This is a genomic window from Clostridium tagluense, from assembly GCF_003865095.1.
Lineage (GTDB): Bacteria > Bacillota > Clostridia > Clostridiales > Clostridiaceae > Clostridium_AD > Clostridium_AD tagluense.
The window spans coordinates 62,340-77,412 of record NZ_BHYK01000019.1; the positions used below are offsets into that span (position 1 = coordinate 62,340).

Annotated in this window: 16 protein-coding genes; all 16 read right to left on the minus strand. The window is 29.9% G+C overall.

Going from position 1 to position 15,073, the window contains the following annotated elements:
• Nucleotides 1–39: 39 nt before the first annotated feature.
• Nucleotides 40–1,749, minus strand: a complete 1,710-nt coding sequence (locus tag Ctaglu_RS15915; protein WP_125003455.1) for a PD-(D/E)XK nuclease domain-containing ATP-binding protein — start codon at nucleotides 1,747–1,749, stop codon at nucleotides 40–42.
• 135 nt (nucleotides 1,750–1,884) lie between these two features.
• Entirely contained in the window at nucleotides 1,885–4,128 is a 2,244-nt protein-coding gene (locus tag Ctaglu_RS15920; protein ID WP_125003457.1) for a HelD family protein, read from the minus strand.
• 6 nt (nucleotides 4,129–4,134) lie between these two features.
• On the minus strand, nucleotides 4,135–4,737 hold the full coding sequence (locus tag Ctaglu_RS15925) for a TetR/AcrR family transcriptional regulator (protein ID WP_125003459.1): 603 nt from the start codon (nucleotides 4,735–4,737) through the stop codon (nucleotides 4,135–4,137).
• 429 nt (nucleotides 4,738–5,166) lie between these two features.
• Nucleotides 5,167–6,462, minus strand: coding sequence for an FtsW/RodA/SpoVE family cell cycle protein (locus tag Ctaglu_RS15930; RefSeq protein ID WP_125003460.1), 1,296 nt, complete (start codon nucleotides 6,460–6,462; stop codon nucleotides 5,167–5,169).
• Complete coding sequence (locus tag Ctaglu_RS15935) at nucleotides 6,453–6,794, minus strand: PadR family transcriptional regulator (RefSeq protein ID WP_125003462.1); 342 nt, start codon at nucleotides 6,792–6,794, stop codon at nucleotides 6,453–6,455. The genes Ctaglu_RS15930 and Ctaglu_RS15935 overlap by 10 nt, the downstream gene beginning before the upstream one ends.
• 174 nt (nucleotides 6,795–6,968) lie before the next feature.
• Nucleotides 6,969–8,240, minus strand: coding sequence for a hypothetical protein (locus Ctaglu_RS15940; RefSeq protein ID WP_125003464.1), 1,272 nt, complete (start codon nucleotides 8,238–8,240; stop codon nucleotides 6,969–6,971).
• Between the two features lie 85 nt (nucleotides 8,241–8,325).
• Nucleotides 8,326–8,610, minus strand: coding sequence for a hypothetical protein (locus Ctaglu_RS15945; protein WP_125003466.1), 285 nt, complete (start codon nucleotides 8,608–8,610; stop codon nucleotides 8,326–8,328).
• 94 nt (nucleotides 8,611–8,704) lie between these two features.
• Nucleotides 8,705–9,319 (minus strand): zinc dependent phospholipase C family protein, encoded by a 615-nt coding sequence (locus Ctaglu_RS15950; protein WP_125003467.1) that lies wholly within the window; start codon nucleotides 9,317–9,319, stop codon nucleotides 8,705–8,707.
• A 107-nt stretch (nucleotides 9,320–9,426) separates the two neighbouring features.
• Nucleotides 9,427–10,269: a GNAT family N-acetyltransferase gene (locus tag Ctaglu_RS15955; RefSeq protein WP_125003469.1), complete on the minus strand. Its 843-nt coding sequence runs from the start codon at nucleotides 10,267–10,269 to the stop codon at nucleotides 9,427–9,429.
• Nucleotides 10,270–10,431: 162 nt separating this feature from the next.
• A complete protein-coding gene (locus tag Ctaglu_RS15960) occupies nucleotides 10,432–10,971 on the minus strand; it encodes a GNAT family N-acetyltransferase (protein WP_125003471.1) in 540 nt (179 codons plus the stop codon).
• 20 nt (nucleotides 10,972–10,991) lie between these two features.
• The gene (locus tag Ctaglu_RS15965; RefSeq protein WP_125003473.1) at nucleotides 10,992–11,603 is read right to left on the minus strand and encodes a class I SAM-dependent DNA methyltransferase; all 612 of its coding nucleotides are present in this window, start codon (nucleotides 11,601–11,603) and stop codon (nucleotides 10,992–10,994) included.
• 5 nt (nucleotides 11,604–11,608) lie between these two features.
• Entirely contained in the window at nucleotides 11,609–12,115 is a 507-nt protein-coding gene (locus Ctaglu_RS15970; RefSeq protein ID WP_125003475.1) for a GNAT family N-acetyltransferase, read from the minus strand.
• Nucleotides 12,116–12,410: 295 nt separating this feature from the next.
• Nucleotides 12,411–12,863, minus strand: a complete 453-nt coding sequence (locus Ctaglu_RS15975) for an NUDIX hydrolase (RefSeq protein ID WP_125003477.1) — start codon at nucleotides 12,861–12,863, stop codon at nucleotides 12,411–12,413.
• A gap of 225 nt (nucleotides 12,864–13,088) precedes the next feature.
• The gene (locus tag Ctaglu_RS15980) at nucleotides 13,089–13,625 is read right to left on the minus strand and encodes a GNAT family N-acetyltransferase (protein WP_233439813.1); all 537 of its coding nucleotides are present in this window, start codon (nucleotides 13,623–13,625) and stop codon (nucleotides 13,089–13,091) included.
• Nucleotides 13,626–13,815: 190 nt separating this feature from the next.
• Entirely contained in the window at nucleotides 13,816–14,172 is a 357-nt protein-coding gene (locus Ctaglu_RS15985; RefSeq protein ID WP_125003480.1) for a hypothetical protein, read from the minus strand.
• A gap of 118 nt (nucleotides 14,173–14,290) precedes the next feature.
• Nucleotides 14,291–15,043, minus strand: a complete 753-nt coding sequence (locus tag Ctaglu_RS15990; protein ID WP_125003482.1) for a WecB/TagA/CpsF family glycosyltransferase — start codon at nucleotides 15,041–15,043, stop codon at nucleotides 14,291–14,293.
• Nucleotides 15,044–15,073: the final 30 nt, after the last annotated feature.

A 15,073-nucleotide genomic window follows, 5' to 3' on the forward strand; every position in this document is an offset into this window, starting at 1 on the left:
AATTTCACTTTTCCATATTATAAAAAATAGCAGGTAATGTTACTCCATTTCTAAATTAACCACGCACTTATCACAATCAAATACTAAAACCCACTTTTTAAGATTTTTGTAATTTAAAAGTTCCTGAGAATTTTTATATTTATTGATTTGTACTATTGCCTCTTCTTTTCTTTGATTTACTAAAGCTTCACCATATTTATCATATTCCTTTTTTGTTATATATTTAAGCTCAATTATCCCATAATATTTTGGCTTTATTATATGATTATTTAAAAGTGCTATATCTATATAGCCCTCTTCTACCTCATATTCTGATTTTATAAGGTACGCTTTAGCTAGATTTAAATAAGCTATCATTATTATTTTGATGTATTTTTCATCAAAGGCAATGAAATCTCTGTTTGATAATTTATTTAAAGTTTTTTCAATTATACTTACAAATGAAGCATTATCTCCATTTAATGCAATTTCAAATATAGAATTCTCTATATCAGCAGTATCTAGACTATATTCAGTTAACTCATTTAAGCTACTAACAAAAAAATCATAATATAATCCCTTTATAGCTTCATTAGGTATCTTAAGTATTACCCTACCCATGACTTGCTTTTTTATAGTAAGCATTCCCAAATAAAATAAGAGTGACCTAAAATCATCTTTATTATATCTCTTTTCCAGACTAAATTCTTCAGTTATTCTTGAAAATACTTCTTTGCCACTGACTATATCTTTTAATACCTCCATATTATTTGATTGATTTTGCAACTTAAATAAATTGCCAACTTTGCTATAATCACTAGCAATATTTTTATCTATTAAATTGGTTGGACCTTTCCCGGTTTCAATAAAGGCTTTAATATAGTAGAGAATCATATCACTATTAAAAAGTCTAGTTGTTGCATCCTCTGAAAACAGGTAACCATTATAATTCTTTTTTAAAATTTCCATTAATTCTTCTGTTTCTTCAAAAGATATTGGTTCATTTAAAGTAGTTTTAATTAAACCCCTTACCTCCTGCTCTGTAAATCCCATCATTTCATTGAAATTCACATGTCTTGTTAAATCATCCGCTATATTAAACCCACTAGTCATACTATCTAAAGTAATAGGAGATACTCCTGTTGCAAATATTCTTCCAACTACTTTTTCTGTACCTATCTTTAATGCTTCATAGAATTTTCTCACAAACCCTGTTTTGCTTATACTATCTTTAAACAGTTCCGGTTGAAAACTCAAAAGCTCATTTGCAAAATGATCATATTCATCTATTATTACATAAATAGGTTTATCTATTTCATATTTTACTGTAGTAAAAAAATTATTTAGCATACTGGCTGCATCATCATAATCTTTTCTATACTCAACATTTAAATCATAGTTTTTAATAAACCGATCAAAAGATTCTCTAATATTTTTTAAAAAAGATTCCTTTAGAGATTCTTTAGTATCAGTGTTTAGGCTGGAGAAATTAAAATTTAATATGTAATATCCACTTCTCTCCTTAGTAGGATTTTGAGCTATATACGTATCACGGAATAGTCTTTCAAAGTTGTCTCTCTGACTTATATCAAAATAAGCGGATAGCATTGAAGTAAAAAGACTTTTCCCAAATCTCCTAGGTCTTAGGAAAAATATATAAGGAGCAGGATAATTTTCAAGCTTTTCTATATATTTAGTTTTATCTACGAAAACATAATTTTTTTCTATTAAAGTTTTATAGTCACTTATGCCATAGGGTATTCTTTTCATTCTTACACCTCTTTTTCAGTTTACAGTTATTTTTTCATCTATATACTTATTATATACCATATATGCTCGTTCTTAAACCACAATAGCTTGCTTTCACATTAAAAAAAGAGTTGTGTACTAAACACAACTCCTAGACTAAAGCTTTGAAGATTTTATCAATTTGCTTATATGCCCTGTATAATAAAGGGATAATTTGTGTAAAGCTCTTGTGCTTGCGATATACAATAGCTTTTTATCATCCTCGGTTTTATAGTTTTCATTATTTGTTTGATAGATTATAACTCCATCAAATTCGAGACCTTTTGCCATATAAATAGGAACTATAACCACCCCTATGCTGGTATCATCTGCGCTCTCATTTAACAATGTAGCCCCAATGCTTTTTCCTATACTTTCAAAAAGACATTTAGCTTCACACATGCTTTTACATATAATAGCTATGGATTCATATCCCTCCTTTTGATATCGTGCAACTCCCTTAATGATTTCAAATTCCATTTCGCTATTACAGGAGTTCTTATGAATTTCAGGAACATCCTCGTGCCTATCAAAGCTTTCAATTTCTACATTGGAATCAATAAATTGTGAACTAAATGTATTAATTTCATAGGAACATCTGAAGCTCTTAGTCATAAAAACTGTTGTAGTCTTTTTCTTACTGAGAATAGTTTTTATGTCATCATATATTGTTAAGTCAGCATTTTTTTCCATGGTTTGATTAATATCACCCATTATGGTGTACTTAGCATTAACATATAGATGTTTTAATACTTCAAAATGCAAGGGGTAGTAATCTTGTGTTTCATCCACTACTACTTGTTTTATATCTTTATAACTGCTTCTTCCAGACATTTTTAGTTTTAAATACAATAAAGCAATCCCGTCTTCATAGCATAAACTTCTATCTTGCAAATTGCAATTTGTATAGTCCAAAATTTGCTGAATGTTAGAGGGCAGTTCTATTCCTTTTGATATACGATAAAACAGTTCCTTATTTTTAAAAAGTTTCTTATATAACTCTACTACATCTAATCGAGTAAATTTATAGATTATTCTTTGAAGTGTTGAACTTTGTTTTATAGATAATAATCGTGCAAATGGCCTAATTTCAAATCTATGCTCCTGATAATTACTTGCAAACTTTTCAAGTTTAGGTAGACGAGTTTTTCTTAATTCTTGCAATTTTTTCATAATACGAGCTTCTATAATTGATAACCTTTTTTCTAGTGGCATATTCACCTTATTGTAATGGATTAACTCTGCTTTTAACAAATGCCTATCAGCAATATATTCACCATTATAATAAACATCACTAATTTCAATCATTCTGTGCTCAAAGTAGTTTAAATAAGCATCCAATATCAAAATAAAGTTCTTGGAGAGTTTAAATTCCATACCAGATTTAAGTAGTTCCTTTTCCGCCATGCTATCCGCAGTTATAATTTTTTCTAACAGTGAATTTCTACTTTTTATTTCTGTTCTACCTTCAAAAACATCTGCAAAAATATTCTCAAATGTAAGGGTTGAGACATTTTTTTCCCCAAGCTCTGGGAGCACATTAGATATATACTTATCAAACAGACTATTAGGTGATATAATCACAATATTATTCATGCTAAGTTTCGAGGTAAGCCCTTGATACATCAAAAAAGCTACTCTATGCAAAGCAACCGATGTTTTTCCACTTCCTGCAACTCCTTGCACTATGACAAGGTCATTTTCAATATCTCGGATAATCATATCTTGTTCCCGTTGAATGGTCTCTACTATGGATTTCATTTTAGAAGAAGTATTGCCAGATAAGACTTTTTTTAAAATATCATCCATTATATTTACACTGGAGTCAAAAAAATATTCTAGTTTGCTATTTTTAATTTCATATTGCCTTTTCAAGCTAACTTCTCCAGTTACTTTCCCACAAGGTGCTTGATAACTCACCTCACCAATTTCATATTGATAAAAGATACTTGATATTGGTGCTCTCCAATCATAAATATATGTTTCATAGGTTTCATCATTTGTCAGGTTCGCAATACCAATATATATACTTTCCTTTCCATACCGCTTCTCATAAAAATCTATTCTAGCAAAATAAGGTGATATTAATAGTTTTTTAAATTTTTCTATCCGTTCTTCCCTTGCCTGATAATCAAAAGTCTGAATAGCCAATGGATTAAGATATTGAACAGTTTCGGAATTCTTATCAAAATCATCTGCTGAATGACAGGTATTTTCATACATATCACGTCTTGCTGCAATAAGCTTTTGCTTGTTGCTTAAAATTTTATTTTCTTCATATTCTAACTGTTGTGCAATGACAGACAATGTTTCTTTCAAATAAATATTCTCTTGTTTTAGATTTTCCTCGTAATTATCCATAGAAAATTACTCCTCCTTTGACAATAATAGTTCAAACATAGATTTTGCTGTATTCGCAACATAGCTTTTAAATTCACTCTCATCAGATATGAGGGAACGCCTTGCAATATAAATAGAAACTTCTCCCTGCATATAGGCGTGTACAATATGCAGTACATTTCTAATCTTATCCCTTTTAGGAGTATACTTATATAAATTTTTCCAGATAGTTTCAATATTCTCTACAAGACCATCTACAACTTTTACTGTTGCTATTTCATCAACCTTAGGCCTTTCCCCACCAATAATTTCTACCCATGCAAGACGAAACCAACCTTTATTATTAATATAGAAATCTACAAATTCATTGAAAAAACATAGCAATTTTTGATCATACTTATCTACTACTGAGATATGCTTCTCAAGGTTCTCGGAAAATTTTTTTAAAACTTCTATATGTGCTTCCCATAGCAAATCATCAAAAGAGCCGAAATAGTTATAAAGATTTGTATGGGCACATCCTAGGTTACGAGCTATTTCCCGTAAATTAACACTTCTGATATCATCTCTACTTCTCATTAACTCAAGCGCAGCATCAATTGCTTGCTCCTTTGTAATTCCCTTTTTCATGAATAAGACCTCCAAAAAAAATCTAATTACCAGTGGTAGTTACCACTGGTAATTAGATTTTAAATCATATAGATTTGTAAGTCAAGTTATTTTTAGGAATAGTATTTTTTAATTTTCCCTATACCTTCCTAGGTTAAATCATCTCCTGCGGAGCTGTAATTAACGACTTCAGAAGACGATTTAAATTCCTACTGAAGTTCTCTTTTTGTTATAGTTTGTGACCCCCACTTATAGAAGTGGGATACTTTCCTTCTGAAATGTCGTTAAATATAATAAGAATTACAAACAATTTTAAAAAAATATATCAAAAAATTATGATGAGAGAGATGATTTGAATTCCAACAAATGCTACTCTATTAATTAAAAGATGAATTGTAATAACTTCTAACAATTCTAAGCACTTAGATATATTAATTTAATACTTTACTTTCATTGATTAGATAAACTCCTCCTTCTATACACACTCATAATAATACCTACAGATAGCATATTAATAATGCCTAAAGATCCTCCATAGCTTATAAACGGAAGCTCAATCCCAATAATAGGGAATAGATTCACATTCATTAATATATTCGCTGTAAATTGAACTATGAATATACTAATTAGTCCACTTATAAGTAATCTGCCATAATTATCTCTAACATGTTTTGAAATATGTAGCATTCTATATATAAAAGAAACAATAATAGTAATAATAACCGCAACTCCAAGCCACCCCAAAGTGTGTACTATATAATTAAGCACAAATTCTGATTGCAGTCCAGGTAAATTTAATAATTTTTCATTTGTAGAAAACCCATTTCCGAAAATTCCAGAGGTATGAATTATTTTGTATATCTTTACATTTAAATATCCCGCTCCTTCTGGATCTGAGAATGGATTTAAAAAAGAGAAAAATCTTTGCATTCTATATGTTTCTAACCAAAAATAAAATAGAACGCAAAAAGTATTAAGTGCAACAATATAAATTGCATATCTTTTCTTCATATTAGATTTAAGTGCTAAAACTATAAATGCAATAAAATAAATTCCACAGTAACTTAATCCCTGGGCAGAAAACATAAAAAACATTGGAATACCCAAATACCCTGTAGCTTTAATTAAATTTATTTTTTTGTTCCAGTCATAGTTATTGAATATACCTGCAAGTGCAATTACAAATACATACAAACTAATTGCTTTAATATTAAATGTAAAGCTTCCCACACTAATAAAAATACTTCCATTTATAGGATTCCCTATAAAAAATGATAAGATAAATAATAAACACATTCCTATAAAAATATAATTAGAATACTTTTGAAGTTTCCTATAATCAAAGAAATATAATACTACTATACCTGCTGTACCAATAGCAGCATATAATAAGCTATGATTAAATAAATAATCACTACTTCTATATGAGCTTTTATATTGCATAAGATACATCAATATAACCCCCGTATTTACGAGTACTATAGTTAAAATTAATGTAATCCAATCTGGTGTTCCTTTATGTGCTATGTTTAGCTGTTTACCTACGATATCGCTATCTCCCATTCGCGAAATAGCCTTACTTCCTGCCTCTTCTTGTGACATTCCACTTTCAGAATATTCATCTACGATATCCTCAATGTGCGATGATAATTCCTCTTTTATCTCTTTATGAGCTTCTTTATATTTCACATAGGAACATACATAATCTATATATTCATTGATTTTAGAATTATCTCCTACCCCCATACTATAGCCTCCCCTAACATTTTATCAACTGCTAAACGGAAAGTTGTCCATTCTTCTTCTTTTTCCTTTAAAGATAATATACCTTCCTCAGTTATCTTGTAGTATTTTCTTTTGCGCTTTCCGCAGCCTTCATCCCAATATGCCTCTACTAACCCTTTTGCCTCTAAAGTATGTAGAATAGGATAAAGTGTCCCTTCTTTTAATGTAAATACCCCATTTGATTTCTCTTCCATTTCTTTTATCATCTCATAGCCATACATGGGTTTTTTATTAATTAATTTCAAAATAAGAGTTACTGTACTTCCTTTTAAAAGCTCATTATTTATTGACATGTTCTCGCCTCCCTCATATATTATTAGATGCTACTATTTATACCTATTGTTTCTATGCATCGACTTCCTATGTATTATAATAACACTATTCCACATAATGTCAATAAGCATTAGAAATTTTATTTTCTAATGCTTATTTAAAAATTTTCCCGGAAGAGTCAAGTAGCTCTTTATTTAGTGCATGTTTACTGACCCTTTTAATGTTCTATTTTCTACTGCCCAAAAATGCTCTGACTGCTTATTAAAAATGTAATCTGTGAAAACTAAACTTGCAGTTGTAGATTTTACCGTTGTAATTCTAAATTGTTTATAGTCCATTAAATCATATGCCCAAAATTCTAATTCTCCAAGTTGAATGTAATCATTGAATAATACAAATTGCTTTTTACCTTTATTAACTACTAAGCACCACTTATTTCTATCATTTGAATTTATTATTTGTCCCTCTTTGGACATTGTCACTCCTCCAAATAATTCTATAGTTTCATTTACCTTATCTTCATCTATATCAGCGCTTACTTTCTTAACAAGAGTCATTCCCTTTGTTTCTATGGATTTTTCTTGTGGGTATATTTTCTTTATACTTTCAATATTTTTATTGCCCATGTTATCCTTTAAGCTTTCATATAGCTTTATATCATAAGGCACCTCATTATTAATACAAAATAGTCTATATGCAAAAGGATACTCAAAACTATCTTTACCTTCTCCGACAATAGTTTTATAGGAATGTTCAATTACACCTTTGTTTAAATCTATTATCCTAGTTTCATTAAATTCCTTGTTTTCAAAATTATCCATCCCCTTAACACTTGTTTCCACTACATACCCTTTATATTTCTTTTTATCCTTACTGTACTTTTGCTCATATTCATCAGCTGTAATTTTAGAAATTGCAGTATACTCTTTTCCCTTATATTGAAATTTTTCTTCCCATGTATTCCCTACCTTCAATGGAGCTTTTAAAATTATTTTATTTGGTATTATGCTTCCTAAAGTAGTTTCTTCTTTTGTCTTATTAGCAATAACCTCAACCACACTATCACTCTTCACTGTATATGTTAATGTAAAAGCTCCTACTTCTCCATTTTCCCCCTCTGATATTAGTCCTACCCCACCGTTATTGTACCCATCCATTATAATATTTACGCAATTATTTGCTTTATCATATTTAGTTGCCTTATATTTTAAAATATGCCCATATTCAATTGGGCCAATGTATGTCCATATGCTTCCAAATTGCTTATCATCTATCTTAAATAATTTTCTTAAATCCATTTCATCCACACTTGTTTTTATGTCAACTTCATTTTTGTTTTTGTTAGATTTTTCACTTACTTTAACTTGTTTTTCTAATCCTTTTAGATCTTGATTATCATTTTTAAATCCACATCCGAAAAGAGTTAGGGTCATAATAAACAATAAAATTGCTAATTTTTTTTTCATAATTCCTCCTAATATAAAACATAATCATATACTATATATTACCATATAAGCATGTCTTTAACACTAATGTTTTTTTGTATAGCACTTATAATATAAAATAATTAGCAGATATTGATTTTGATATATTCTCAGAAGGAACTTTTAATATATAATCAAAATATGCAGAAGTATATTCCTTATTATCTATTTTTCTTTTAATTAATCGCTTTTCCTTATAGATAACTTCAAATTTTCTAAAGCATTCTTCAATTTCATTATCCTTGTAATGGCAGTAGAGCACTTCTCCATTGTCTTCACTTTGTATGAACTCACCTTCACCTATTTGTATGCCTTTTCCATATGAATTACACTCTTCACTTAAGAAATTCACATAACATAGCCCACCATATTTTAGCTTCACTCCTTATATTTAGTATATCTCGTTTTTTACCGAAAAAAATAAAGTGACTAATATTGATGAAATATTAAAGGTATTTCTTAATTGCAGCTGAACATTCAGAAACCGCTTTATTAATATAATTTCTGATTTCTTCAAACTCTAATAGTTCTAGTGGTTCATTGCTCTCCATCCCATAGTTAAAATCTGTTTTAGCTTCTGCTAAAATGTTTTCAAATGCAGTTAAATCTATTTCTTCCATTCTCAACCCATCTAAAAGATCTAATGATATATTGCTAAGGTCATTAATACAGTAATATTGTATTACCTTGCCATTTAACCGCCTATAATCCCTATAAACTAATTCCATTCTGCTTAAGATATCGTTTTCATTATTAGCAAGTATATATTTAGTGTATATGTCTGAATACCATATTTCATCAGATATTAAATGACAATAGTAACCTAGAAAAAAATCATTTCTATTGTTATTAAGATACTTGTGAATAAAAATTGGGTAATCAATAAAGTTATTAACCTTTCTTTTTTCTTCAGGTAGTGCGAAATGAGAACCCACATGAGGAGGAAGGTTTGGGTAGTGTGCATCTGGAGCTATACTACCTAATAAAAAGCAACGGTAATTCAAATTGTGGATTTTTGCTAGTTTATTAGCAATGCAAATATGGATTATTCTTGAGGCCATAACCTTACACAACTCCCTTTCTAATTGACTTTAATCTATCTTATACTGCTCTAATATTTAGATTCACCATATTAGAGATGTATCTGGCATTATAATTTTTAATAATATTATTTTTCACCAAACTGTCTATAAAAATGAACGGTTTGTACTATTTCAAAACCTAGTGATTCATATAAAGAAATTGCTTTAGTATTCCATTCTAAAGCACCAAGCTGAATAAGCTTTGCACCTTGGCTTAATGCCTTATTGATACCAAACTGAGTAGCTTTCTTTCCATATCCTTTTCCTTGATAAGATGGGGTAACCATTATGAAGTCCAAGTTTCCATTTTCTACAAAGATGGATGCAACTAGCTGCTCATTCTCAAATAAAACATATATAGAATCCTTGCTTTTTAATCTATTTTCTCTATCCTGCTTATTAGCTGGAATTGAATATGGTTGTATATCATTTTCTTTTCTTAACTCATAAAAGCAATCTTTCACAAGCTTTACATATTGATCATAGTATTTATCTTCATAAGGTACAAACTCTATATCTACATTAGGCTGAATTATTCCTCTATAATATAGTTCATTGCAGCCAAACCATTTTTTATAACCTAGCCTTTTGTAGAATGAAGCTTCCTTATCTTTGTCTACACTAAACTCTGTCACTAGAAGATTTGGCTTTATTTCTTGTAAATACTTTGACATTTCATTATATAAAGCTGTACCAATTCCTTTTCTTCTTGATGGAACTTCTACATATAAATTAACGTCGTATCTTTTAGTTTCTTTGTTACATACGCTCATATATACAAAGCCGCGTATACCAGCTTCATCATATACTATTAGCTTTTTATCATCACTTTCAATATCGCTAAGTATATTGTCTCCATCAACGATATTTTCTTTTTTTATAAATTGGATAAGTTTTTCTGTATCTTCAACTTTAAAATTTCTTATCATTCTAAATCTTCTACCCTTCTTAATTTATTTCTTACTTTTATGATCATGGTATTAGGCATTATTTTTGCTTTATATAATGAATACCACTCTTCATTAAAGCTATAATCATCACCCTGATACTTCTATAAATAACTATAAATGCTTTATTAAGATACCTTTACTCTATCTTAATTCCTTATTATTAAATCTAAATATTAATTTTTCCTCATGGACAGTTTGTCCTGTAGATTCATCATAATTATTATTTGTATAACTGCTTACAGTTTTTCTCCAGAATTTCTGCCCTTTTAAATTCTTTGGTAAATGGTTTGTATATAGTTCCCATCTCCCTTGAAATTTATCAAATACTTGTTTTGCAGCAATTTCTCCTATATTTTTACCTCTATAGGGTCTTAATAAAAAGAATTCATTAACATAATAATCACTTGTTTTCGGTGCATATGGCGCAGTAGCTATAAGAATAAATCCTGCTGGTTTATCATCCACCCTAATAATATATGGAAACAGTACATTGGGCTTCTCAAACCAAATATTTTGAACTTCATATTGCTCTGCTAATGTTTTCATAGGCTCCTCTTCGTATATTCCATATTCGTTAGGTATGTCCCCGTAATGTTCTGATAAATCGTGCAAATATAATGGATATATATTTTTAATAATATTTGAAGTTTCATTATTAGCTAAGACTGTATTAATTTTCATTTTAGTCCCCCTTAAATTTATTATATTCTTGCTTTCATAAGGAACAAAGAATAATCAACCTTTTGATCCTCTATAATTTTCTCACCATAAAAAAAGGTATTTGCTTGTATATCTTTAAAACCAGCACTAATTAAAATGTTTTTCAAATCCTCTTGCTTAAAACCATTATGACCATCATAATCCGGATAATTCTTATGAAAGCTACCATCTTCTTTATCCAAATCTACTATACATAAATAACCATCTTTATTGAGTAATTCATAAAAAGTCTTTATTATAGCCTCAGTATCCTGAATATGGTGCAATACCATAGAATTATAGATAACATCAAATTTCATATCTATTGAATTTTCGCTTAATATATCTAAATGATAAGGTAGCATGTTATTTACTTTGTATTCATCAATTTTGGATTCCAGTATATCTATCATTCCTTTTGATGAATCAACAAGGGTAATGTTTTTAAATTTATCATAAAGGTTAAAGCTTACAAGCCCTGTTCCACACCCAAACTCCATAGCAGAATAATTTTTATCAATAACAATGGATTTGCTTATCTCATTGGCAATTATCTTTGCTCTATCAATTCTTTCATCAGTATCCCAAGTTTTAGCGTAATTATCAAAACTCATGATGTCTACCTCCCTAGATTTACTTTTGGATTTTTATATCTCATCCTTATAAAATCATATACAGTTCCATCGCATTCTTCACTATGTTCGTAAGCAAATTCAAAACCACATTTTTCATATGCTTTAAATGCCCTTTTATTAAAAGAAATTACATCTAATAAAACATATTCTCGATTATAATTATATTTAGCAAGTGCAAAGACCAAAGCTTGTGAAATTAATTCTGGTCCGTAGCCTTTTCCAGTAAGGTCTGGTCTCATCCCTTGACCATAAAACATATCCCCCTGCTCAAATGTATTCTCTAACCCTTCTGGCAAATCATTATTATATAATGTTATCTCTGCAGCCACGTCATTATTTTCATCTAACACAGCATACATATCACGCCAATTATTTGGGTCTAATAAACAGTCATCATTTTCATAATTGTAGACTGAATATTCTCCCTCGTATTTCCAAGTGTGAATAATACTCGCATATTCTAAGTTCATGTTAATAAATTTATATTTCACTTGCTTGTCCTCCTTTTAAAGAATACAATTTTTCTTTCACATCTCGTAGAAATTTGTTATTCCTTCGCTTCATGTAAAATGTTTAATTTTGCTAGTTCTTCGTATTCGTCATCTTCTAAATTCATATATGCAAAATCCTCATATTTTTCATACTTTCCCTCAATTCATCATTTATAGTCTTTCTTTGCTTCATACTTTATTACAAGTTTGACATAACTCTTTAACTGAGAAATGTCTTCAGATATCGCTGATATACCCTACACCTATCAATTTTTACACTTTTTTTGACTTCCCATTATTCGCAGGTAACAATATGCTCAACACTATCCCTCAAATTAAGTAACTTATCTGCAAAGAAGCTTGGATATGCAACATAATCTTTTAACTTATCAATTGGTAACCAATGCATATATTCACGTACACCTTGTGAATAGCTGTTGCTATCCAACTCTTTTGTACCTCTTGATTTCATTATAAAATAAAATGCAATTTCATGGCTCTTCAAGCCATGAAAAAAATTCTCATGAATAAATGCTAATCTGTCAACTTCATATGCAATTCCCGTTTCTTCAAATACTTCTCGCTTAACTGCATCTTCTGCTCTTTCTCCTAAATGCACTCCACCACCTATAGAATAATAGTAAGAATTCAATTCATTTTTTGCGAAAAGAACACATCCATCTTCAATAATTATTGCTGCAGCCCGATATCGGAACCAGCTATCTCCATTTTCAAATCCACAATCCATTACACTCACACCTTTCTTATATATAAGCATTCTTTAATTAACTACATTTTACAAGTTTAACATGTTATATTTACCTATTAGTCGATTAGCCTTTAATTTTTTTCAACACTCCCATTATAGACATAACCTGTCCAGTTTAATTGATTTCATTAGTAATTCTTACAGTTGTTTATGACGAACTTCAAGAAGATGTTGAACTAATTCAACTTCATATTATGCTCATTTTTATAATTTTAAAATGTATTCTTTACCCTCATATAGATTATTCCCTCTATTACATTCATATGGTATGTCCTTAATATATTTAAAACCTAATTTTTCCATTATTTTGCCAGAAGCAGGATTTTCTTTTGCATGTCTTCCCATTATTTCTTTGATTCCCAATTCTTCTTTTGCAAATTTTATTACTTCCTGCATTGCTTCTGTTGTGTACCCGAATCCCCACGCTTTTTTCCCGAAATTATATGCTATTTCAAATTTGCCATACTCTTCTTCAACATAGATTAATCCAGTTCCAAGCAATTCTTTCGCTTGCTTCGATAAAATTGCCCATCTGTACCAATCATCAGCATCTATTTTGCTTAATTCTTTTTTTACCCATGCGATAGTTTTGTTTATATCATTATGATTTGTCCAAAACATATACTTTGCAACATCAGGGTCGCTTTCCCAACACTCAAATACTTCCAGTGAATCTTCCAGACAAAATGGTCGCAAAATTAATCTATCTGTTTTTAATATTGGTGTTTTCATATCTATCATACCCTTTCACTCTGCTATATATAATAATCTTTGTCTCGTAACATTTTACATATCTGACCTAACTTCATATATAATAATATTTTTATTAACATTAACAAATTATTTGAGCTCTTTTGAAAAAACAACTGTATCTTTTATTGCTATGCCATAATCATTAAATTCAACTTCTATGAGAGCAATCTCATTCAATTTACCATGAATTTTCATTTACATTGAATTCTTTAAAATAGTCATGATGACGATTATGAAAATGAAGTAATTCAGTTGATAAGGTTGGAGCAAGAAACAAGGTCCCAGTATTAATAAAGGTACCTAATATATTTAGAGCTATAGCTACTCTTGACTTGTCCTCATAGAATTTACTAATTAATTCCACAAATCTATCACTATCTAAATTATCATAATCTGCAATAGTAATATGTGGCCTCCTACCTTTTGTATCTACACCATATTGTGTAATATTATTTTCACTTAAATCTTCCCATAACTTTTTAAAACATGATTCGATTTCATTGTCTAAATAACCTACAAGTGCATAGCCATGCATAAATTATTCCCCCTCGTATTCCTTGAGATCACATAACAATTCCAATTGTTATTCCCCTTAAAATCATAGAATAAAGTCATCGAATCTTTCAATTCTTCATTTTGTTAGAGAAAGTTCCCTATACCCTCTTACGTTTTTCCTTAAGCGCCTCCATTAAGGATTTGTAAGCAAATATTGGCAACACCATTTGCCTACGTAAGCGGGAAGGCTGAATTATTAACCTATATAACCATTCCAGTTTTAGTTGTTGCCATTTTTGGGGAGCACGCGCTGTTTTTCCTGAAATTATATCTAAGCTCCCACCTACTCCAAAGGCAACCTTTACTGGTAGTCTGTGTTTATAATTATAGATCCATTTTTCAGCCCTTGGTGCACCTAGCGCAACTATTAATATATTGGGTCTTTTACTCTCAATATCTAGAAGAATTTTTTCCTCTTGCACATTATCAAAGTAGCCATGATGCCTGCCCGATACAATTATATTTGGATATTCCTCCAATATATTTTCCGTTGCTTTCTTATTGACCTCTTCATCTGCACCTAAAAAATAAAAGGACCAACCTCGCTCATTTCCCATTTTCAAAACTTCCAGTAACAAATCAACTCCAGTAACTCTTTCAAATAATGGCTGGCCCTTCCACTTCGAAGCTAAAACTATCCCTTCACCGTCTGGAGTGATTAAATCTGCCTCATTAAAAATAGTTTGAAGCTGGGAATCTTTTTGTGCTTGCAATACTATTTCGGGATTTCCCGTAATAATATTAAAAATTGATTGATTATTACAATCAATCTTATTAACTATAATGTTTACTGTTTCTTTCATATTCATTTTGGAAAATGGTACCCCTAAAATTTTTACATTATCTAGCATAGTTTTAACCTCACCTGAATTGCTTATTTT